The 20,935-nt window shown below is 72.0% G+C and carries 14 protein-coding genes; 5 read left to right on the plus strand and 9 right to left on the minus strand.

Going from position 1 to position 20,935, the window contains the following annotated elements; all coding sequences use genetic code 11:
• Positions 1-43: 43 nt before the first annotated feature.
• The 4 genes from ACIOD2_RS06530 to ACIOD2_RS06545 are packed head-to-tail and all read right to left on the minus strand — an operon-like array spanning position 44 to position 4,407.
• Positions 44-859, minus strand: coding sequence for an FAD binding domain-containing protein (locus ACIOD2_RS06530; protein ID WP_400535062.1), 816 nt, complete (start codon positions 857-859; stop codon positions 44-46).
• Positions 856-1,326, minus strand: coding sequence for a (2Fe-2S)-binding protein (locus ACIOD2_RS06535; protein WP_400535064.1), 471 nt, complete (start codon positions 1,324-1,326; stop codon positions 856-858). Before ACIOD2_RS06535 ends, ACIOD2_RS06530 begins: the two co-directional genes overlap by 4 nt.
• Complete coding sequence (locus tag ACIOD2_RS06540; RefSeq protein WP_400535066.1) at positions 1,323-3,587, minus strand: xanthine dehydrogenase family protein molybdopterin-binding subunit; 2,265 nt, start codon at positions 3,585-3,587, stop codon at positions 1,323-1,325. The genes ACIOD2_RS06535 and ACIOD2_RS06540 overlap by 4 nt, the downstream gene beginning before the upstream one ends.
• 55 nt (positions 3,588-3,642) lie before the next feature.
• Positions 3,643-4,407 (minus strand): sulfite exporter TauE/SafE family protein, encoded by a 765-nt coding sequence (locus ACIOD2_RS06545; protein WP_400535068.1) that lies wholly within the window; start codon positions 4,405-4,407, stop codon positions 3,643-3,645.
• Positions 4,408-4,684: 277 nt separating this feature from the next.
• Here ACIOD2_RS06545 and ACIOD2_RS06550 point away from each other — a divergent pair, with 277 nt between their 5' ends.
• Positions 4,685-7,798, plus strand: a complete 3,114-nt coding sequence (locus tag ACIOD2_RS06550; protein WP_400535070.1) for a discoidin domain-containing protein — start codon at positions 4,685-4,687, stop codon at positions 7,796-7,798.
• Positions 7,799-7,872: 74 nt separating this feature from the next.
• The gene (locus tag ACIOD2_RS06555) at positions 7,873-8,871 is read left to right on the plus strand and encodes a LacI family DNA-binding transcriptional regulator (RefSeq protein WP_400535072.1); all 999 of its coding nucleotides are present in this window, start codon (positions 7,873-7,875) and stop codon (positions 8,869-8,871) included.
• 3 nt (positions 8,872-8,874) lie between these two features.
• Here ACIOD2_RS06555 and ACIOD2_RS06560 read toward each other — a convergent pair whose 3' ends face one another.
• Positions 8,875-11,805: a glycoside hydrolase family 3 C-terminal domain-containing protein gene (locus ACIOD2_RS06560; RefSeq protein ID WP_400535074.1), complete on the minus strand. Its 2,931-nt coding sequence runs from the start codon at positions 11,803-11,805 to the stop codon at positions 8,875-8,877.
• Entirely contained in the window at positions 11,802-13,511 is a 1,710-nt protein-coding gene (locus ACIOD2_RS06565) for a discoidin domain-containing protein (protein WP_400535076.1), read from the minus strand. The genes ACIOD2_RS06560 and ACIOD2_RS06565 overlap by 4 nt, the downstream gene beginning before the upstream one ends.
• A gap of 495 nt (positions 13,512-14,006) precedes the next feature.
• Between ACIOD2_RS06565 and ACIOD2_RS06570 the strand changes: the two genes are divergently transcribed.
• Positions 14,007-16,220 (plus strand): discoidin domain-containing protein, encoded by a 2,214-nt coding sequence (locus ACIOD2_RS06570; protein WP_400535078.1) that lies wholly within the window; start codon positions 14,007-14,009, stop codon positions 16,218-16,220.
• A gap of 48 nt (positions 16,221-16,268) precedes the next feature.
• On the opposite strand, the gene ACIOD2_RS06575 is transcribed toward ACIOD2_RS06570, so the two are convergent.
• Together ACIOD2_RS06575 and ACIOD2_RS06580 are read right to left on the minus strand one after the other, a co-directional pair.
• Positions 16,269-17,762: an FAD-dependent monooxygenase gene (locus ACIOD2_RS06575; RefSeq protein WP_400535080.1), complete on the minus strand. Its 1,494-nt coding sequence runs from the start codon at positions 17,760-17,762 to the stop codon at positions 16,269-16,271.
• Positions 17,763-17,764: 2 nt separating this feature from the next.
• A complete protein-coding gene (locus ACIOD2_RS06580) occupies positions 17,765-18,727 on the minus strand; it encodes an MBL fold metallo-hydrolase (RefSeq protein WP_400535082.1) in 963 nt (320 codons plus the stop codon).
• A 97-nt stretch (positions 18,728-18,824) separates the two neighbouring features.
• Between ACIOD2_RS06580 and ACIOD2_RS06585 the strand changes: the two genes are divergently transcribed.
• Complete coding sequence (locus ACIOD2_RS06585) at positions 18,825-19,355, plus strand: MarR family winged helix-turn-helix transcriptional regulator (RefSeq protein ID WP_400535084.1); 531 nt, start codon at positions 18,825-18,827, stop codon at positions 19,353-19,355.
• A 309-nt stretch (positions 19,356-19,664) separates the two neighbouring features.
• Here ACIOD2_RS06585 and ribA read toward each other — a convergent pair whose 3' ends face one another.
• Positions 19,665-20,276, minus strand: coding sequence for a GTP cyclohydrolase II (gene ribA / locus ACIOD2_RS06590; RefSeq protein WP_400535086.1), 612 nt, complete (start codon positions 20,274-20,276; stop codon positions 19,665-19,667).
• A gap of 74 nt (positions 20,277-20,350) precedes the next feature.
• On the opposite strand from ribA, the gene ACIOD2_RS06595 reads away from it, so the two are divergent.
• Positions 20,351-20,827 carry a MarR family winged helix-turn-helix transcriptional regulator gene (locus ACIOD2_RS06595; protein WP_400535088.1) on the plus strand — a complete coding sequence of 159 codons (477 nt, stop codon included), beginning with the start codon at positions 20,351-20,353 and terminating at the stop codon, positions 20,825-20,827.
• The last annotated feature ends 108 nt before the right edge of the window (positions 20,828-20,935 follow it).

Here is a 20,935-nt window from a genome sequence, read left to right on the forward strand (position 1 = left end):
CCATTGAGGGACTTAGAGTCCCTCAATGGGCCATTCACGGACTTCAGGAACCGGTGGCCTGGGTGAGGGCGCGGCGGGTCAGGACGCGGGCCAGGTGACGGCGGTACTCCGCGGTCGCGTGCGGTTCGTCCGGCGGGTTGGTGCCTTCGGCCGCCAGGGCCGCCGCGTCCGCGATGGATGCGCCCGAGGCCAGCGCCGCCTCGGTCGCCGACGCGCGCAGCGGGACGCCGGCCATGTTGACCAGGCCCACCTTGCCGCCGACCACGGCCACGCCGACCATCGCCCAGTCGAGCGCGCGGCGGGTGAACTTCTCGAAACCCCAGCCGAGGCCGGCTTGGCTGGGCAGCCGGATCTCCGTCAGCAGCTCGTCCGGCTCCAGCGGTGTCGTGAACGGGCCGAGGAAGAACTCCGCCGCCGGGATGCGGCGCTCGCCGGACGGGCCGCGCGCGACCAGCAGGGCGTCCGACGCCAGGATCGCCGCCGGGAGGTCGGCCGCGGAGTCGGCGTGCACCAGGGAACCGCCGAGGGTGCCGCGGTGGCGGACCTGGCGGTCGCCCACCTCCCCCGACGCGTGCGCCAGCAGCGGTGCGTGCTCCCGCAGCACGGGATCCTGCTCCAGGTCGCTGTAGCGGGTGAGGGCGCCGATGACGACCTCGTCGCCGTCCAGCCGGACGTAGCGCAGCTCGTCGACCGGGCCGATGTCCACCAGGTACTCCGGCGCGGCCAGCCGCAGCTTCATCAGCGGCAGCAGGGAATGCCCGCCGGCCAGCACCTTCGCGTCGTCGCCGTGCTCGGCCAGCCGCGCCAGCGCTTCGTCCACTGTGGACACCCGCTCGTAGCGGAACTCGGCGGGGATCACCGGTCCACCTCCTGCCCCGACGCGTCCATCACGGAACTGACGATGTTGTGGTAACCCGTGCAGCGGCACAGGTTCCCTTCGAGCCCCACGCGCACTTCCTCGCGCGTCGGCTTCGGGTTGTCCGTGAGCAGCGAGACCGACGCCATGATCATGCCCGGGGTGCAGAACCCGCACTGCAGGCCGTGCTGTTCCCGGAACGCCCGCTGCACCGGGTGCAGCTCACCGTCCGGGCCGGACAGTCCTTCGACGGTCGTGACGGCGTGGCCGTCGGCCTGCGCGGCCAGCACCGTGCACGACTTGACCGACTCGCCGTCCAGCAGCACCGTGCAGGCGCCGCACGACGTGGTGTCGCAGCCGACGTTCGTGCCGGTGAACCCGGCCGTGTCACGCAGGAAGTGCACCAGCAGGGTCCGGTCGGGCACCTCCTCGGCCACCGGCCGCCCGTTGACCTCGATCGAGACCTTCACCGTTCGTTCTCCTTGCGCGCATCTTCCAGTGCGGCCCAGACCCGGATCGGGGTGGTGGGCATGTCCAGGTGCCGGACGCCGCGGGCGGCCAGCGCGTCGACCACGGCGTTGTGCACCGCCGGGGTCGAGCCGATGGTCGCCGCCTCGCCGATCCCCTTGACCCCCAGCAGGTTCCGGTCGGTCGGGGTGGCCATGTCGACCAGCTCGAAGTCCGGCAGCTCGACGGCCGTGATGAACGAGTAGTCCGCCAGCGTCGCGGTGGTCGGGTTGGCGTCCTCGTCGTAGGTGACGACCTCCATCAGCGCCTGCGCGGCGCCCTGGCCCAGCCCGCCGTGCCGCTGCCCGCGGAAGGTCAGCGGGTTGACGATCGGGCCGGCGTCGTCGACGGCGATGATCCGCCGCAGCACGACCTTGCCGGTCTCGGTGTCGACCTCGACGACCGCCAGGTGCGCGCCGAACGGGAACGTCGGCTTGCCACCACCGAACCAGACGTCCGCGGTGAGCTTGCCGTCGCCGGCCGTTTCCGCGACCTGGGCCCAGCTGAGCGTGGTGCTCGACGGCGCGCCGCGCACCTGCCAGACGCCGGTGCCGACGTCCAGCTCGAGGTCGTCCGGCGAGGCCTCCAGCAGCTCGGCCGCCAGCTCCCGCGCCTGCGCGATCACCTCCTCGGCCGCCTGGCGGATCGCCGAGCCGCCCAGCTGCAGCGACCGCGAGCCGAACGTGCCGATCGCCTTGGGCACCTCGTCGGTGTCGCCGTGGCGGACGGTGATCTTCTCCAGCGGCACGCCGAGCTGGTCCGCGAGCAGCATCGCCAGTGACGTCCCGAGGCCCTGCCCGTGGGGTGAGCTGCCGGTCCAGGCGACGACCGAGCCGTCCGGGTGGATGTCGACGCGGCCGCTCTCGCCGCCCGCGTCACCGCCGGTGATCTCGACGTACGCGGCGAGGCCGAGGCCCAGCTCGATCGGGTCGCCGGCCTCGCGCCGCCGCTCCTGCTCGGCGCGCAGGTCCTCGTAACCGCCGGTTTCGAGGACCTTGTCCAGCGCCGCGGCGTACTCCCCCGTGTCGTAGGACGCGCCGGTCGGCGTCTGGTACGGGAACTCCTCGGGCCGGATGAAGTTGACCCGGCGGACCTCGGCCGGGTCGGCCTCGATCGCCGTGGCGAAGACGTCCATGGCCCGCTCGAGCGCGGCCGTCGCCTCCGGGCGGCCCGCGCCGCGGTAGGCCGCGATCGGCGTGGTGTTGGTGACGACGGCGCGGCTGCGCGTCTCGACCACCGGGAACCGGTAGACGCCGACGGCCATCAGCTCGGTGAGCGTCGGCAGGAACAGCGTCCGCGGGTAGGCCCCGGCGTCCTGGACGACGTCGAGGCGGTACGCGAGGACTGTGCCGTCCCGCTTCCCACCGATGGTCACGGTGTTCTGCTGCGCGCGCCCGTGCGTCATCGACGTCAGGTTCTCGCTGCGCGTCTCGATCCAGCGCACGGCCCGCCCCAGCCGCTTGGCGGCCCAGCCGAGCACGGTCGCCTCCGGGTCCGCGCCGATCTTCGCGCCGAAGCCGCCGCCGACGTCCGGGGCGATGACGCGCACCGACTCTTCGCCGACGCCGAGGGTGCCGGCCAGCTGCGACCGGGCGATCTGCGCGTTCTGCGTGGACAGCCACGCCGTGAGCCTGCCGTCGTCGCCCCACACGCACGACGCGCCGCGGACCTCCAGCGGCGCGGGCGCGACCCGCTGGTTGACGATCGTCTGCGAGACGACCACGTCGCAGCCTTCGAAGATCGAGTCGTCGAACTCCTCGGCGCCGTGGACCTGCATCACGTTGCTGCCCGTTTCCGGGTACAGCAGCGTTTCGCCGGCCAGCGCGGTGTCGATGCTCGCGACCGCGTCCAGCGGGTCGTAGTCGATGTCGACGAGCTCGGCGGCGTCGGCCAGCTGGTAACGCTCCTCGGTGAGGACGAGCGCGACGGGTTCGCCGACATACCGGACGATTCCGTCGGCCAGCCACGGTTCCTTCACCGGCCCGGCGTCGCGCGCGTCGAGCCCGAGGTCCGCGGCGGTGTACACGCCGAGCACCCCCGGGGCTTCGAGCGCGGCGCTGACGTCGATGCCCTCGATCCGCGCGTGCGCGATGGGACTGCGCACGAACACCGCGTGTGCGGCTCCGGAAAGCGCTTCCTCCCGCAGATCGTCGACGTAGGTCCCGCCCGCGGTGATCAGGTTCTGATCCTCCTGGCGGACCACCCTGGTCCCGACAATGCTCATCTGGTCTCCTGCTCGCCGATACCCGCCCGATCATGCCCTCTCCGGCGGTCCGGCGTCACGCCGTGAAGGCCTGCCAACCCAAGACGGCCGCCAGCGCGAGCCCGGCGACGCCGATGCCGATCCGCAACGGCGTCGCGGGCAGGTGCCGGACGAGGGTCGCGCCGAGCCACGCCCCGGCGAGGGAGCCGACGCAGACGGCCAGCGCCGCCGTCCAGACGACCTTGCCGGTCACCGCGAAGACGATCGCCGCCAGGAGGTTCGACGAGCCGGTGACCAGGTTCTTCGCCGCGTTCGTCCGGGCGAGGGACTGGCTCCACACCGACACCAGCAGCGCGAGCATGAGCACGCCCGCCGCGGCCCCGAAGTAACCGCCGTAGACGCCGATCAGGAAGGCGAGCACGCCGGTGACCGGGCTCAGGCCGTGGCGCTCGGCGCCTTCGGCCAGCCGGCGCAGCCGCGGGCCCGCCATCAGCGCCACCGACGCCCCGCCGATCAGCCACGGCACGATGACGGTGAACGCACCCGCCGGCGTCACCAGCAGCACCACCCCGCCGACCGCACCACCGGCGGTGCTGATGACGCAGAGCGGGACGATCCGGGCGCGCTGCCCGGCGAGCTCCGGCCGGGCCCCGGCGGCGCCGCCGACGGTGGTGCCGAGCATGGCGACGGTGTTGGTCACGTTCGCGACCACGGGAGGCAGCCCGGCGGCGAGCAGCGCGGGGTAGGACACGAGCGACGCGAGCCCGGCGGTCGCCCCGGTCAGCCCGGCACCGACCCCGGCGAGCACGAGCAGGAGCAGCACACCGGGGTCCGTGATCACGTTGTCATCCCAGCACGCCCGGCCCAGCCCCCGGCGGTGAGCTTGCTCCCACCGTTCAAGTCCGTGAATGGCCCATTCACGGACCTGAAGTCCCTCGATGGGCCATTCACGGACTTGCCTGGTCGGCGGCGGGCGGAGGTCGCGGGTATAGGTCGTTATACGAATTAGCCGGGTGTTGTCCGAAACCGGACGAGATCGGCCGCCGGGGTTGCCGACGCCGCCGTGGCCGTCCCAGAATCGCCGCGATGACAAGGTTGTCAGCGAGTGGAGGCCGGACATGGGCGAACTGAACCGGCGGCGGGCCCTGGGCCTGCTGGGTGCGAGCGGCGCGGCGGCGATGCTGGCCTCCGGGCTGCTGCCGGGGGTCGCCGAAGCGGCGGCGGCCGGGGCGCCGGAGAGCGGGCCGCCGGACGCCGTCGCCGCGACCTACCTGCGGGTCCTGCTCCGGCACACCCGCTGGGCCGAGTCGCAGTTCGACGCCGCGGCCGGGATCTACCCGGCCAGGGACTTCACCTTCGCCGTCGTCCTCGGCAACGCCCTGCTGCTGACCCGCGACGGTTACGACGCCACCGTCGCCGGGGTCGACCAGGCCACGCTCAAGACCCACACGCTCGACACGATCAAGCACTTCGCGGCGTCGAACCTGCTCACCGGCGGCACCGAGTGGGGCCGGAAGCTGTTCTTCGACACCACCTTCCAGTCGTACTTCCTGCTCGCCGCCCGTCTGCTGTGGACGGACCTCGACGCGGCCACGCAGGCGAACGTCGAGCGCATTGCCACCGAACAGGCCGCCTACACGACGGCGCTGGGCACCAAGGACGACCCGACGTCCGCCGGCTGGACCCCCAACGGCCTGCTCGGCGGGCACGTCGGCGACACGAAACTGGAAGAGATGGGCGTCTACGCCCAGTCGCTCGCCCCCGCCCTCGCCTGGGCGCCCGGCGATCCCCGGGCCACGGCGTGGCGCGACGCGTTCGGGACGTGGAGCCGCAACGAGGGCGGGCTGCCCGCCGCCGACCTCGCCAACCCGCGGCTCGTCGACGGCCGGCCGATCAGCGCCAACACCGCGACCAACCTCTACGACACGTTCCTCGTCGAGAACCACGGCTCGTTCGGCCCGCACTACCAGGAGGAGCTGTGGCGCACGTCCGGCCGCAACTCGATGCACTTCCTGCTCGCCGGCAAACCGCTGCCCGAGGTGCTCACCGCACAGCCGAACGGCGAACTGCTCTGGCGCACCATGCTGCTGATGACCAGTGACGCCGGCGAGCCGCTGATGCCGATGGTCGCCGACCGCGAGCACCTCTACGGCCGCGACGTCATCCCGCTGGCCTTCCGCGCGCAGGTCCTCGGCGACCGCTACGCCGCCCGCGCCGAAGCCGATCTGGCCGCCCGCCTCGAGCCATACCAGGCGTACGCGCCCGCCGACCGGATCACGAAGTTCTCCGGCGAGCCCAAGTACGAGCCGGAGGCGCGCGCCGAGGTCGCCATCAGCTACCTGCTGCACGAGTGGCGCGCCGCGCACGGCGGCGCGGTCGTCCCGGTGAGCGAGAAGGAGTTCGACGCGCACGCCGCCGGGGTCGCCGACTTCGGCGCCGGGCCGGGGCTGCTCGCCCACCGCTCCCCCGCCGCTTGGGCCGCGACGGTCAGCAAGGCTGGCTTCGTGAAGTTCGCCTGGCAGCCCCACCACGACGACTGGCTGTTCGCGCTGGGCGCCGCGACGCCGATGCTGCTGCCCGCCACGAACCTCGCCGTCCGCGAACGCCACGCCCAGACCTACACCCGGGTCCGCGACGGCTTCGACGGCACGTTCGGCGTGCTGCGCTTCGACACCGGGTACGCCGCGCTCGCCACCCTGCCCACCGGTACCGCGGTGTACGCGAGCACCGGCGTCGCCGCCGGCGAAGGCGCGCTCACCGTCTACAACCTCGTCATGCCGGGCGTTCCCGGTCTCGACGGCGACCGCACCTACACGGCCGCCGAGGGCAAGGTGACGGTCTCCGCGCAGGACGCGCCGACCGGCGCCCGCACCGACGACCTGACCTTCACCCCGGTCACCGCCCGCTTCGTCCGCATGCTCGGCGTCCGCCCGGATCCCACGTACGGCTATTCGCTGTTCGCCTTCGAGGTCCACGACGGCACTGGTCCGGACCTCGCCCTCACCGGGACGGCGTCGGCCTCGTCGGTCACCGCGGGCAAGGAGGCGAAGTACGCCACCGACGGCAACCCGACCACCCGCTGGGCGGTGTCCACATCGGACCGCCCCCGCGTGGACAGCTGGCTCGCGGTCGACCTCGGCGCGGCGAAGACGTTCGACCGCGTCCACCTGAGCTGGGAAGCGGCCGCCGGGCGCGCGTACCGGATCGAGACGTCCCCCGACGGCTCGGCCTGGACGCCGGTGGCGAGCTACCCGGCACCCGCGCTGAGCAGCACCCACGGCTGGCTCGACGTCGACGGCCGCGCCGGGCTGGTGGTCTCCGGGCCGAACCCGCTCACCGTCGTCGGCAACAGCGTCACGCTCTCCGACGGCCCGGCCGCGCCCCTGCTGGCCGAGCTGTACGCCGACACCGCGGGCCTGGCGAAGCTGGCCGGACGCGCCCGCGCGAGCACCACGGCGGCCGCGGTCCGCGCGAGCGTCACCGACGGATTCCTGGTGCTGGCTAACCTTTCCGCGGCCGCGGCGACCGGGACGGCGGCCCTCCCGCAGGACCGTTCCGCACTCAAGCTGTACCGCGGCGAGCAGGCCGTCACCGCGGCCGGCAGCGCCTACAAGTTCACGCTCGCCGCGGGCGAGGGCCGGATCGAACCGCCGCGGTTCACCCTGCGCGGTACGTTCGGCCGGGCGGTCCCGACCGGCCTGAAGGCGGTGGTGCGCGACGCCGGCCGCGTCGACCTCACCGCGGCACCCGGCCTCCCGGTCATGATCACGGTCGAGCCGGACGGCGGTCACGCCCGGCCGGTGCTGCTGATCCCGGGCCTGACCGTGCCCGTCCTCGTCCCGGAGGTCCGGCCCTATCCCCTGGCGGACCTCGCGCTCGGCGCCGTCACGTTCCCCGCGGAACCCCTGCCGCCGGGCATGTCGAGCCCCGCCGCCGCGGTCGACGACGACCCGGCGACGGCGTGGCGGCCGGGGCCGGGCGGCCGCCTGGTCGTCGATCTCGGTGCGGTACGGCCGGTTTCCGCGGCCGAACTCGGCTGGACGTCCGGCCGGGTCCCGGCCTGCGCCGTCGAAACCAGCGCCGACGGTGTCACCTACACGACCGCCGCCAAGCCGGCTCGAAACCGCACGACGAGCGTCGCCGTCACCGGTCAGGTTCGGTACCTCGCGGTACGGACTCTCGACTGGCGAACCGGCGACGCGAGCCTCACCCGGTTGTCCGTCCGGACTTGATCGATTTCGGGTGGCCCACGGGGTCGCCGGGGCGAGTACCTTGGCACCACACGAGGCACCCGCCGGGAGGTCGCATGCGCGTCACGATCGCCGAGGTCGCCCGCCGCGCGCGGGTGAGCAAGACGACCGTGTCGAGGGTGCTCAACAACAAGGCCGATGTGGACGCCGCGACCGCGATCCGGGTGCGCGAGGTGATCGCGGCGACCGGGTACATCCCCAGCGCCGGCGCGGTCGGGCTGGCGCGCGGGGTGACCCGCACGGTCGGCATGCTGGTGCCGGGGCTGACCTGGCCGTGGATGGGCGAGGTGCTGCAGGGCGTCGCCGACGTCGTGGAGTCGAAGGGCTACGGCCTGCTGCTGTCCACCGCCAACCGCGGCGCCGACTCGCTCGAGGAGTTCTCGCGGCAGGTGTCGGCGAAGGCGTTCGACGGGCTGCTGCTCGTCGAACCGCCGGACGCGGTGCGGCACCTGCGGGTGCTGCACGACTCCGGGCTGCCGGTCGTGGTGATCGACGACCGCGGCCGCCGTCCCTCGTTCCCGTCGGTGGGCACCAGCAACCGCAAGGGCGGCGCGGACGCGGCCCGCCACCTCCTCGAAACCGGCCGCACCCGGTTCGCCACGGTGACCGGGCCCCGCGACTTCGGCTGCACGAGCGACCGGCTCAACGGCTTCCGCGACGCGATCCTCGAAGCCGGTTCCACCCTCGACCCGCAGCTGATCATCGAGGGCGACTTCACGAGCGAAAGCGGCGAGGCCGCGATCCTGCAGCTGCTCGAGACCGGGCCGGGGTTCGACGCGGTCTTCGCGCACAACGACCTCACGGCCGCCGGTGTGCTGTCCGGGCTGCGCAAGGCCGGGAAAACGGTACCGGCCGACGTCGCGGTGATCGGCTTCGACGACATCCCCCTCGCGGCGCACACCCAGCCTCCGCTGACGACGGTCCGCCAGCCGTTGCGGCAGATGGGCGAGACGGCGGCCCGGCAGCTGCTCGCGCAGCTCGCCGGGGCGCCGTCTCCGAGTGCCCCGCTGGTGGTGCCGACGACCCTGGTGATCCGGGAGTCGACGGCCCGGTAGTCCCTACGACACGGTGACCACGCCGGACAGCGGGACGTTGCGCGAGGAATCCCCGACGGACACGCGGTACTGGCCCGCGTTGGTCGTCCACGAGCCGGTCCAGTGCGCGAGGTCCCGCGGGGTGAGCGGGAACGACACGGTCTGGCTCTGCCCGGGGTTGAGCTGCACCTTCTTGAATCCCTTCAGTTGTTTCGGCGGCTCACCGTTGGCGGCGGGCTGCCCGACGTAGAGCTGGACGACGTCGGCGCCCGCGCGGGTGCCGGTGTTGGTGACCGTCGCCGTCACGGTCGCCGTCCCGTTCGTGCCCTGCGGGGTGACGACGAGGTTCGAGAACCCGAACGTCGTGTACGACAGCCCGAAGCCGAACGGGAACAGCGGCTCGATGTTCCGGCTGTCGTACCAGCGGTACCCGACGTTGAGGCCTTCCGAGTACTCGATCCGGTCGTTGGCTCCCGGGAACTGCTGGACGTTCGCCGTCGGCAGGTCGGCGATCTGCTTCGGGAAGCTGACCGGCAGCTTGCCCGACGGGTTGACGTCGCCGTAGAGCAGCGACGCGATCGCGTTGCCGTTCTCCTGCCCCGGGTACCAGCCCTCGATGACCGCCGCGGCCTTGGACAGCCACGGCATCGTCACGGCCGACCCCGTGTTGAGGACGACGATCGTGCGCGGGTTCGCCGTGGCGACCGCGTCGATCAGGTCGTTCTGCTGGTTCTGCAGGTCGATCGTGTCGAGGTCCTGGGTCTCGGATTCGCCGTAGCTGGCGAACACGACCGCGACGTCGGACGCCTTCGCCTGGGCCACCGCACCCGGGATGTTCGGCGTCTGCACGTGCTCACCCGCGCCATCCACATAGGACACCGTGACACCGGAACCGGCCCGCGCCTTGATCCCGTTGATCGGGTTCACCGACGCCGGGGACGGGTTGACCTTGGCGCTGCCGCCGCCGATGTTCTGCGGGTCGATCCCGTCGCCGCCGGACAGCGCGATCGACTTCGTCGAAGCGGTCAACGGCAGGACGCCGTTGTTCTTCAGCAGCACCGACCCGGCCGCCGCGACGTCCCGGGCGGTCGTCACGTTCGCCGCGTTGGTCACGACCGACTGCGGGGTGCCGCGCCGGGCCCGGTCGAACACGCCGAACTTGAACATCTGCGTCAGCACCCGCCGGACCATGTCGTCGACCCGCGCCTGCGTGACCTCACCGCGCGAGACGGCGTCGAGCAGGCCCTGGCCGAAGAACGCGCCGCCGGGCATCTCCATGTCCATGCCGCCGTTGGCCAGCTGCCGCGCGCCGCCGGTCGCCGAACCCCAGTCGGAGCCGACGAACCCGCCCCAGTTCGCGTCCTGCTTGAACGCGGTCGTGAGCACACCGCTGCTCTGGCAGGCCGGGACGCCGTTGATCTGGTTGTAGGCGCACATCATGGACGCGACCTGGCCCTGGCTCGCGACCTGCTGGAAAGCCGGCAGGTACAGCTCGTGCAGGGTCCGGTCGTCGATGATGACGTTGTCCGACGGCGTCCCGCGCGACGCCCCGGCCTCGACGTTGTAGGCCGCCGCGTGCTTGGCCTGCGCCATCACGCCCTGGCTCTGGATGCCCTGGATCGTCGCGGTCCCGGCCGCCCCGGCGAGGTACGGGTCCTCGGCGTAGGTCTCGAAGTTGCGGCCCCAGCGGGGGTCGCGGACCAGGTTGATCGTCGGGCCGAGGGCGATGTCGACGCCCTTGCCGGCGAACTCGGCACCCATCGCGGAGCCGTACCGGTTCATCAGGCCGGTGTCCCAGGTCGCGGCCGCCGTCACCGGCGCCGGGAACTGGGTGACGCCGTCGAGGCCGTCACCGACCCCGGCCGGGCCGTCCTGCAGCCCGAGCGCCGGGATGCACAGCTCGGGCACGGCGTCGGTGTCGCCGATGTACGGCCCGGTCGCGCCGTTGCCGTGCAGCACCTTGACCTTCTGCTGCGCCGTCATGGCCGCCATCAGCTGGTTGACGCGGTCGGCGACCGGTGCCGTGGACCCCACCCACGGGCAGCCACCGGGGTTCGTTGGCGTGGTCGTCGGCGGTGCGCTGTCGCTGGTGTGCACCGCGAACTCCCACAGCGAGATCCCCCACTGGGTGGCCCGCGCGGTGGCGTTGAGCCGGACGTACCTCGCGGTGCCGCTCACCGCGGGGTGCTCGGTGCCACCCGCGCCGGTCACGGTCGCCGCCGTCGTCCACGACGTCCCGTTGGTCGACAGCTGGATCGTGTACGCGCTCGCGTACGCGGCCTCCCAGGTCAGATCGACGCCGCAGACCGGGCGCGAGCTGCCGAGGTCGACCTGGATCCACTGCGGATCCGCGGCCAGGCTCGACCAGCGCGTGCCGGTGTCCCCGTCGAAGGCCGCGCTGACCGGGAAGGCGTCGGACTGGACGCTGGAGGCCGACGACGGCTGCCGCAGGCCTGCGTTCGCACTGCCGCACGCCTGGGCCGAGCCGTCGCCGAACACCTGGAACTCCCACAGCGACACGCCCCACTGGGTCGCGCGCTGCGTGGTGGTCAGGCGGACGTACCGGCCGCTGCCCGACACCGGCAGCGTCTGGGTGCCGCCGGTGCCCGTCGTCGTCGAATAGAGCGTGGACCACTGGTTCCCGTCGGCGGACGCCTGGAGGGTGAACGCCTTGGCGTAGGCCGCCTCCCACTGGACGACGACCTGGTTGAGCGGGTGCGAGCCGCCGAGGTCGACCTGCAGCGTCTGCGGGTCGGCGGCCAGGCTCGACCAGCGGGTGCCGGGGTCGCCGTCCACCGCGGCACTGGCGGGGAAGGCGGCGTTCTCGGTGGAGGACGCGGTCACCGCATGCCCCTGCGAGAGCAGGGTGGGTGCCGCCTGAGCGGTGAACAGGGGCGCGGTCAGCAGGCCCGCCGCGACCACCGCGCCCGTGACGAGCGCGAGCCGTCGCCTCACTGGTAGACCCGCACGTAGTCGATGACCATGTCCTGCGGGAGCACGGTCCCGGCTCCCGGCGGGCCGGGGAAGTCCCCGCCGATCGCGTTGTTGAGGATCAGGAAGAACGGGTGGTCGTACACCCACGGCCCGCGCGTGGTCTCCACGGTGTCGCGGTTGATCGTCTCGAACGCGTTGCCGTCGACGTAGAAGGTCATGTGCGAGGCGTCCCAGTCGAGGCCGAACTTGTGGAACCCGGCGGAGACGTCCTGGCCCACGTCGAAGGGTGCGCCGATGCCGCCACCGCCGTTGTAGGCCGGGGCGTGGATGGTCGAGTAGGCCAGGTTCGGCGACTTCCCGACGTGCTCCATGATGTCGATCTCACCGCAGTTGGGCCACGGCGTGCCGCCGAAGAAGTTGGCGCCCAGCAACCAGAACGCGGGCCAGAGCCCCTGGGTGCCGGAGACCTTGATGTTGGCCTCGACGTGGCCGTAGGTGAAGCTGAACTTGCCGGCGGTGTTGATCCGGCCCGAGGTGTACTGGCAGGTGCCGCTGCCGCTGATCGGGTCGACCGGGCAGGCCGAGCCCGGCGTCGCCTCGCGGCGGAGCTGGATGACGAGGTCGCCGCGGCCGTCCTGCTTGGCGTTGTTGTTGTTCGTGTAGTACTCGAGCTCGTTGTTGACACCCGGGCCGGTCTCGGCGGTCCACTTGCTCGCGTCCGGGCCGGCGCCCGCCGCGCCGTTGAACTCGTCGCTCCAGACCAGCGTGCCCGGGAAGTGCGGGGCCGGCGGCGCGGGCGGCGGGGTGGTCGGGTTGCCGCCGGTGCCGAAGACGTCGAAGCCCCACAGCGAGTAGCCGTAGCCGTTGGACCGCGCGGTGCCGTACATCCGGACGTAGCGGCCGCTGCCGTTCACGGTCAGGGTCTCCTTGAAGCCCTTGCCGGTGGTCGTCGAGTAGAGCGACGTCCAGTTCGCGTTGTCGTTCGACACCTGGATCTGGTACGCGACGGCGTAGGCCGGGTCCCACTGCAGGACCACCTGGTGCACGTTCGCGGTCGCGCCGAGGTCGACGGTGATCCAGCCCGGGTCGACCCAGCCGGTGGTCGCGCTGGTCGCCCAGCGGGTGGCCGGGTCGTGGTCGAACGCCTTCGCCGGGAGGCAGCCGGGGCAGGCGCCGTCGTCCTGGTAGGAGGAGGCCGAGCCGGACTTCCCGTACGACAGCAGGACGTCGCCGTTCGGCGGGGTGGTGCCGCCCCCGCCGAAGACCTGGAACTCCCACAGCGAGTAGCCGTACTGCGTGGCGCGCTGGGTGCCGGTGAGCCGGACGTACCGGCCGCTGCCGGTGACGTTCAGCGTCTGGTTCCCGCCGGTGGCCGTGGTCGTCGAATACAGCGAAGTCCAGGTGGCGCCGTCGGTGGACGCCTGGATCGTGAACGCCTTGGCGTAGGCGGTTTCCCAGTTCAGCACGACCTGGTTCAGCTGCTGGGTTGACCCGAGGTCGACCTGCAGCCACTGCGGGTCGCTGAACGCGCTCGACCAGCGGGTGCCGCCGTCGCCGTCGACCGCGTTCGACGCCGGGGTGCCGACGTTTTCGGTGGACGACGCCGTCACGGGACGGCCTTGGGAGAGCAGGACGGGCGCGGCCTGGGCGGCGGGCGCGGTGAGCAGCGCGGCCAGGGCCAGGGTGAGAACGGTGAGCACGCCCAGGCGGGCTCGGGGTCGCTTCATGCGGCGGTGCATGGGAACCTCCACGGGGACCGGCGCCGGGACGTCCTTGCCCCGGCGCGGATCGGCTCACGTGGCCTCGGCTCGGGTGTGGGGCCCGCGCTTCGGAACGCTCTTAGTTCAAGATATAAATAAAGAGCGTGAAAATGTCAACGGCGCTGCGCCGGGCGGTCCTGGAACGGCCCGGAGACTGGGCCGGGAGAAGGAATCCCACCCGGGACCTTGACGCTCGCCGGGCGCGCGATGTTAACTGCTCCTCGCTTCGACGGAACCGGTTCCGTGGCCGCCACCTGGATCGATTCCACCCCTTCGGGCTGACTGGTTCGCCGTCGCGCCGCCCGCTTCGCCCCGCTCCCCGGCTCACGGGGCCCGGCGGACGCCCCGGCCGCGAACCCGCCGCACCACCCGGACGCCGGCGCGAGCAGTGGGGCTCGCCCGGCACGCCGCCGCGCCCCGAGCGCGGCCAGCCGGAGTTTCTCCGACCGATCAGGCAGGCAGATGAGATCAACGACGTTCTCCCGGGGACGGCGGTTCCTCGCCGTCTCCACCACCCTCCTCACCGCGTTCGCCACGGCCACGGTCCTCGGCTCCGCACCGGCGCAAGCTGCCGCGTGCGGGACCGCGAACCTCGCACAGGGCCGCACCGCGACCGCGTCGTCCACCGAAAACGGCGGCACCCCGGCGTCGAACGCCGTCGACGGGAACGCGGGCACCCGCTGGTCCAGCGCGTTCAGCGACCCGCAGTGGCTCCAGGTCGACCTGGGCTCGTCGCAGCAGCTCTGTGACGTGGTGCTGACGTGGGAAGCCGCGTACGCCAAGGCGTTCACCGTGCAGCTCTCGAGCAACGGGACGAGCTGGACCGACGCCTACTCGACCACCACCAGCACCGGCGGAACGCAGACGGTGCCCGTCACCGGCACCGCCCGCTACTTGCGGATCAACGGCACTCAGCGGGCCACCGGGTACGGCTACTCCCTGTGGGAGGTCGCGGCGCACGGCACCGGCGGCGGGACGACGATCCCGCCGACCGACCCGCGCAACCCGGACCTCGGGCCGAACGTGTCGGTGTTCGACCCGTCGACCCCGGCGTCGACGATCCAGGACCGGCTGACGCAGATCGCGAACCAGCAGCACACCAACCAGTTCGGCGACCAGCGCTACGCCGTGCTGTTCAAGCCGGGCACCTACAACGCCGACGTCAACCTCGGGTTCTACGAGCAGGTCGCGGGCCTGGGCCTGTCCCCCGACGACGTCAACCTCAACGGGCACGTCCGCGTCGAGGCGGACTGGCTGCAGCAGGGTGACAACCCGGCCAACAAGGGCAACGCGACGCAGAACTTCTGGCGCTCCGCGGAGAACCTGTCGGTGACGCTGCCGGCCGGGCAGGTCGAACGGTGGGCGGTCGCGCAGGCCGCGCCGTACCGCCGGATGCACCTGAAGGGCAGCCAGATCCAGCTGTGGAACGGCGGTGACGGCTGGGCCAGTGGCGGCCTGATCGCCGACAGCAAGATCGACGGGCAGGCCGTTTCCGGTTCGCAGCAGCAGTTCCTGACCCGCAACAGCGAGCTCGGCAGCTGGGCGGGCGGCGTGTGGAACATGGTGTTCGTGGGCTCGACCGGCACGCCGGCGGCGTCGTTCCCGAACCCGCCGGAGACCGTCGTCAACCAGACGCCGGTCAGCCGCGAGAAGCCGTTCCTCTACGTCGACGGCTCGGGCAGCTACAACGTGTTCGTGCCCGCGCTGCGGCAGAACTCCGTCGGCACCAGCTGGGGCCACGGCGCTCCGGCCGGGTCGTCGATCTCGCTCAGCGAGTTCTTCGTCGCCAAGCCGTCCGACTCGGCCGCGACGATCAACGCGGCGCTGGCGGCGGGCAAGAACCTGCTGGTCACCCCGGGTGTGTACCACCTCGACCAGGCGCTGAACGTCACGCGTCCGGACACCGTGGTGCTCGGCCTCGGCCTGGCGACGCTGCAGCCGACCAACGGCACCGCGGCGATCACCGTGTCCGATGTGGACGGCGTGAAGATCGGCGGCCTGCTGATCGACGCCGGTGCCGTCAACTCGCCGGTGCTGATGCAGATCGGGCAGCCGGGCTCGGCCGCGAACCACGCGGCCGACCCGACGTCGCTGCACGACGTGTTCTTCCGGATCGGCGGCGCCGCCGTCGGCCGGGCGACGCAGACGCTGGTGATCAACTCGAACAACGTGATCGGCGACCACATGTGGCTGTGGCGCGGCGACCACTCGAACGGCGTCGGCTGGAACGTCAACACCGCGGCGAACGGCCTGGTGGTCAACGGCGCGAACGTGACGATGTACGGCCTGTTCGTCGAGCACTACCAGCAGTACGAGGTGCTCTGGAACGGCAACGGCGGGCGCACGTACTTCTTCCAGAACGAGATGCCGTACGACCCGCCGGACCAGGCGTCCTGGTCCAGCGGCGGCGGACGGCAGGGCTGGGCGGCCTACAAGGTGGCCGACTCGGTGACCAGCCACGAGGCGTGGGGGCTGGGCAGCTACTGCTTCTTCCAGACCAACCCGTCCATCGTGGCCAGTCATTCGTTCGAGGTGCCGAACAACAGCGGGGTCCGGTTCCACAACCTGGTCTCGGTGTCGCTGGGCGGCGTGGGCACGATCGCGCACGTCATCAACGACACGGGTGACCCGGCGAACACGGCCCACCAGGTGAGCCCGCTGAACAACTACCCGTGACCCGGTCCGGCACTTTCACGTGAAAGTGCCGCCCCCAGGTGGTCACTTTCACGTGAAAGTGACGCCTGAGCCGCGCCGGAGGGCAATGGCGACCTCCGGCGCGGTCGGGTCGGGCAGTACAGCGGCGACGTACGCGTCCGGGCGGACCAGCCAGGCCTCGCCCGGGCGCGCACCCAGCGCGCAGCCCACCGGGATCTCCGCCGACCGCATTCCCGCGGGGGCGTCGGCACCCGGCGTTGTCAGCAGCAGGAAGCCCTGCCGGGCCAGGTCTCGCAACCGTCCACTCGCGACGGTGACGTCCGGCAGCAGCACTCCCGGCCCCGGCGGTGGCAGCGTGCCGCGCGGCGGGCGTCCGGCGAACGGGCGTCGCGGATCCGGCGTGGTCAACGGCGAGTCCGCGTACCAGAACGGCTCGGCGAGCCGTCCCGAATCGACATCGGCGTGGACACCCCCGGCCAGCACCCTGGCGCGGTGTTCGCGCCGCGCTTCGTCCTGGGGCACCAGGAAGTCCATGGTCGCCGTCGTCACCTCGGCGTTCTCCACCGCCGCCGCGTGCCGCTCGGTGTGGTAGCTCTCCAGCAGCTCCTCCCCCGCGTGCCCGCGCAGGACCCAGGCCAGCTTCCACGCGGCGTTCTCGGCGTCGGCGACACCCGAGTTGAGCCCGCGGGCGCCGAACGGCGCGACCAGGTGCGCGCAGTCCCCGGCCAGCAGGACGCGCCCGACGCGCATCCGCTCGACCAGGCGCGTGTGGAACCGGTACACCGAGCGCCAGACGACCTCGTACGGCCGGTCGCCGAGGATCGCCCGGATCCGCTTGTCCAGGGCGCCACCGGTTTCCTCGGCGGCGAGGTCGTAGTCGGCGGGGACCTGCCAGTCGATGCGGAACTGCGAGCCGGGGCACGGGTGGATCAGCACCTGGCGGCCCGGGTTCCACGGCGGGTCGAAGTAGAACCGCCGTTCGGCCGCCCAGCCGTCGAGTTCGGCGCGGATGTCGCAGATCAGGAACAGGTCCTGGAAGGACACCCCGGCCAGGTGCTGGCCGAGGGCCCGCCGCACCGCGTCGCCGCGCGCACCCGCGCAGGCGATCGCGTAGTCGGCCTCGATCCGGCGTGGCCCGTCCGCCGTCTCACAGTGGACTTCGACGCCGGTCCCCTGGGTCAGGCCGGTGACGCGGTGGCCGCGGCGGACGTCGATCAGCGGCTGCTGCGCGATCAGCCCGTCCAGGACCTCCTCGACGCGGGCCTGCGACAGATTGACGAACGGCGGCAGCGCGGACCCCGCGTCCGGCAGCCGGTAGGAGAACAGCTCCCGGTCACGGTGGAACGTCCGCGCGGTCGTCCAGGTCAGGCCCTCGTCCACCAGGCAGCCCGCGCCGAGGGACGCCCAGACGTCCAAAGTGTCCCGTTGCTGGCAGATCGCCTTGGAACCGGCGGGATCGCGCACCGGGTGCTCGTCGACGAGCACCACCGGCACACCCCAGCGCGCGAGCAGCAGCGCGGCCGTCTGCCCGACCGGGCCGCTGCCGAGGACGGCGACGGTCATCGTCAGTCCTGCAGCTGGTCCCAGACTTCGCGGTCGCGTTCGGCGGTCCACACCACCGGCCGCTCGATCCCGCCCAGCTCGTCCCACAGCCGGGAGACGTCGAAGGGCAGGCAGTGCTCGAAGATCGGCCACTGGCCGTACTGGTCCACCAAAGCCGCATGAGTGCGTTCGAAGGCCTGCTTGAGCGTGCCGCCGGCGTCACGGACCGCGCCGACCTCGCGCAGCATCGTCGTCAGGAAGTGCCGGGTCTGCGCGATCGCGGCGTCGACGGCTTCAGCGCCGCGGCTCACCCCGCCGCGCCCGCCGATCAGCGTCTCGGCCCCGAAAGCGGCGACACGGTCCAAAGTGGACGACGACCACTCGAGGTGGAAGGCGTCACCGGTGTACAGCGCGGCCTCGGCCTCGACCAGGTCACCGGCGTAGAGGATCTTCTGCCGCGGCAACCAGGCCACGAGGTCGCCTTCGGTGTGCCCGCGTCCGCAGTACTGCAGCACGAGGTCACCGCGGTCGCCGCCGAGGTCGATGGTCAGGTGGTCGGAGAAGGTGAGCGTCGGCCAGGTCAGGCCGGGCACGGATTCCGCGCTCTTCGCCAGCCGCGGCATCCGGCCGAACTCGCTCTCCCAGTCCTCCTTGCCGCGTTCGGCGACCAGCGCGCGGGTGTTCTCGTGCGCGACGATCACCTCGGCGTCGAACGCCGACGCGCCCAGCACGCGCACCGCGTGGTAGTGGCTCAAGACCAGGTACCGCACGGGTTTGTCGGTGTGCTCGCGCAGTTTCGCGAGCCATTCCCGGGCCGCGACGGGCGTCGCCAGCGCCTCGAAGCAGACGAGGAAGTCCTCACCTTCGACGGCGCCGATGTTCGGGTCGCCCTCGGCGGTCAGCGCGTAGACGCCGTCCGCGAGGACCTCCAGGGTCTGCGCTTTCTCCGTCAGGTCCGCCGAGGAGGCGAAGGCCTTCTTCGTCACGACGACCGCTCCTTTGATCAAAGGTTTGACTATCGTTCCGGTCAGGCTAGCCCGGCGGGGCGCCCGAGGGAACCCCTCGTCGCCTAACCTGGGCCGCATGAGCGACCAGCCGGCCGACCTCGACTACCTCTCGTTCGTCGACTACGCGATCGGGAAGACGCAGGCCGAGCTGCCCTCGACCGACCCGGTCGCGATGCGCCTCGGGCTGACCCTGCACCGCCTCACCGGCGCGCTGGTCTACGACTGGGAGTCGACGGTCCACCGCCCGCGCGGGCTGAGCTGGGCCGGGTTCCGGGTGCTGTTCGTGCTGTGGCTGGCGGGCCCGCTCGAGTCACGCCACGTCGCCCGCCTCGCCGGGATGAGCCGCGCGGCGGTGTCGGCGCTGGTCAAGACCCTGGAGGGCAACGGCCTGGTGACGCGCACCCAGGTCCCCCGCGACCGCCGCGCGGTCAGCCTGGCCATCACCTCGACGGGGCACGCCGCCGTCACCGACGCCTATGAAGCCCACAACAAACGCGAACAGGCCTGGGCCGCCTCGCTGACCCCCGAAGAACGCACCGTCCTCATCGGACTGCTGGAGAAGCTGACGACCGGCCCGGCCGCGGCCGCCGCCCAGCGCCTGACCTGACCAGAGCTAGTGCCGCGCGTCGCAAGTTGGTTGACGCTGAAACGGGCGCCTCGGGGGCGGGTCACCGCAGGGCCTCAGTTTTCGTCAGCAGGCGATGCGTCCGAGGTTCAACAACAGTGGCTTGGCAGTGCGGGCTGAAGACGGCGAGCCGGTTCCGCGCGGAGTCTCCGGCTGCAGCCGTGGCGGGGCTACGACGATGGAGGATTCGGGACGCTGGGTGGCCCGAATCCTCCATCGTCGAACGCTGAGGGGCCCTGCCGTGCCGCGACCCTGAAGGCGCCGCCTCGAGCGGGCGAACCCGTTCCCACGTCAGCTGGCGATGCCGGGCAGGCTGAGCGTGTGCCCGGTCTGCTCGGCCTTGGCGCGCAGGTACCGGACGTTGTTCTCCGTCGCGTACACGCCGGTCGCGACCTGGTCGCGGACCGCGATCCCGGCGGCGCGCAGCTGGGCCGCCTTGTCCGGGTTGTTCGACAGCAGGTCCACCCGGTCCACGCCCAGCGCGCCCAGCATCTGGGCGGCGACGGTGTAGTCGCGGGCGTCCTCGGGCAGGCCCAGCGCGGCGTTCGCGGCGTAGGTGTCGAGGCCGTCGTCCTGCAGGGCGTACGCGTCGAGCTTGTTGTACAGGCCGATCCCCCGGCCCTCCTGGCGCAGGTACAGCAGGTACCCGCCGGCCTCGGAGATGCGCGCGACGGCCTCGGCCAGTTGCGGCCCGCAGTCGCAGCGCGCCGAGCCGAAGACGTCGCCGGTCAGGCACTCCGAATGCGGCCGCACCAGCGGGACCTCGCCCGGCGTGCCCAGGACGAACGCGAGGTGCTCGCCGTCGTCGGCCAGGCCGCGGAAGGTGACGGCCTCGGCGTCGACCGCGAGCCCGCCGTCGAGCCGCAGCGGGATCCGCACCCGCGTCCGCACCTCAGCCGTCATGCTGTCTCCCCTGTCGCTCACAAGATCGACCCTACACGAAGTTCAAATTCGAACAATCTTGCTACCATGGACCCATGGGCGATCCCCGGTGGCTGACCGAGCGCGAGCTGAAGACGTGGCAGGGGTTCCTGATGGCGGGCACGCTGCTCACCCGCAAGGTCGAGCAGCAGCTGCGCGACGACGCCGGCCTGTCCCACCCCCAGTACGAGGTCCTCGCCCGACTGTCGGCCGCGGACGGCGAGCTGCGGATGACCGAGCTGGCCGGCGCCGCGCTGACGTCGAAGAGCGGGCTGAGCTACCAGGTGGCCCAACTGGAGAAGGCGGGCCTGGTCGGCCGCCGCTCGTGCCCCTCGGACGACCGGGGCGTCATCGCCTACCTGACCGAACAGGGCCAGGCCCGCCTGCGCGCGGCCGCGGCCGGCCACGCGGAACTGGTCCGGACCTTGTTCGTCGACGGCCTGAACCCGGAGCAGTTCACCGCACTGGCCGACGGCGTCGACGCCTTGTGCGGCCACCTCTGCACCGGCGAACCCTGCGTCGAAGCGAGCTGATCGGGGTCGCACATCGGGCGCCCTGCTTTCTCTCATGTTTCGAATAAGAATCGAAGAAGCCACTGGCATCTGGGGCCGTAACGCCATTCACATCTCGGGCGTCTCATC

This window comes from Amycolatopsis sp. NPDC088138, assembly GCF_044741685.1.
GTDB lineage: Bacteria > Actinomycetota > Actinomycetes > Mycobacteriales > Pseudonocardiaceae > Amycolatopsis.

Bases quoted from the DNA above. Each gene is read 5' to 3' on its own strand.
- ACIOD2_RS06540 (WP_400535066.1), bottom strand. From the start codon at position 3,587: ATGAGCATTGTCGGGACCAGGGTGGTCCGCCAGGAGGATCAGAACCTG.
- ACIOD2_RS06550 (WP_400535070.1), top strand. From the start codon at position 4,685: ATGGGCGAACTGAACCGGCGGCGGGCCCTGGGCCTGCTGGGTGCGAGC.
- ACIOD2_RS06555 (WP_400535072.1), top strand. From the start codon at position 7,873: ATGCGCGTCACGATCGCCGAGGTCGCCCGCCGCGCGCGGGTGAGCAAG.
- ACIOD2_RS06565 (WP_400535076.1), bottom strand. From the start codon at position 13,511: ATGAAGCGACCCCGAGCCCGCCTGGGCGTGCTCACCGTTCTCACCCTG.
- ACIOD2_RS06570 (WP_400535078.1), top strand. From the start codon at position 14,007: ATGAGATCAACGACGTTCTCCCGGGGACGGCGGTTCCTCGCCGTCTCC.
- ACIOD2_RS06575 (WP_400535080.1), bottom strand. From the start codon at position 17,762: ATGACCGTCGCCGTCCTCGGCAGCGGCCCGGTCGGGCAGACGGCCGCG.
- ACIOD2_RS06585 (WP_400535084.1), top strand. From the start codon at position 18,825: ATGAGCGACCAGCCGGCCGACCTCGACTACCTCTCGTTCGTCGACTAC.
- ribA (WP_400535086.1), bottom strand. From the start codon at position 20,276: ATGACGGCTGAGGTGCGGACGCGGGTGCGGATCCCGCTGCGGCTCGAC.
- ACIOD2_RS06595 (WP_400535088.1), top strand. From the start codon at position 20,351: ATGGGCGATCCCCGGTGGCTGACCGAGCGCGAGCTGAAGACGTGGCAG.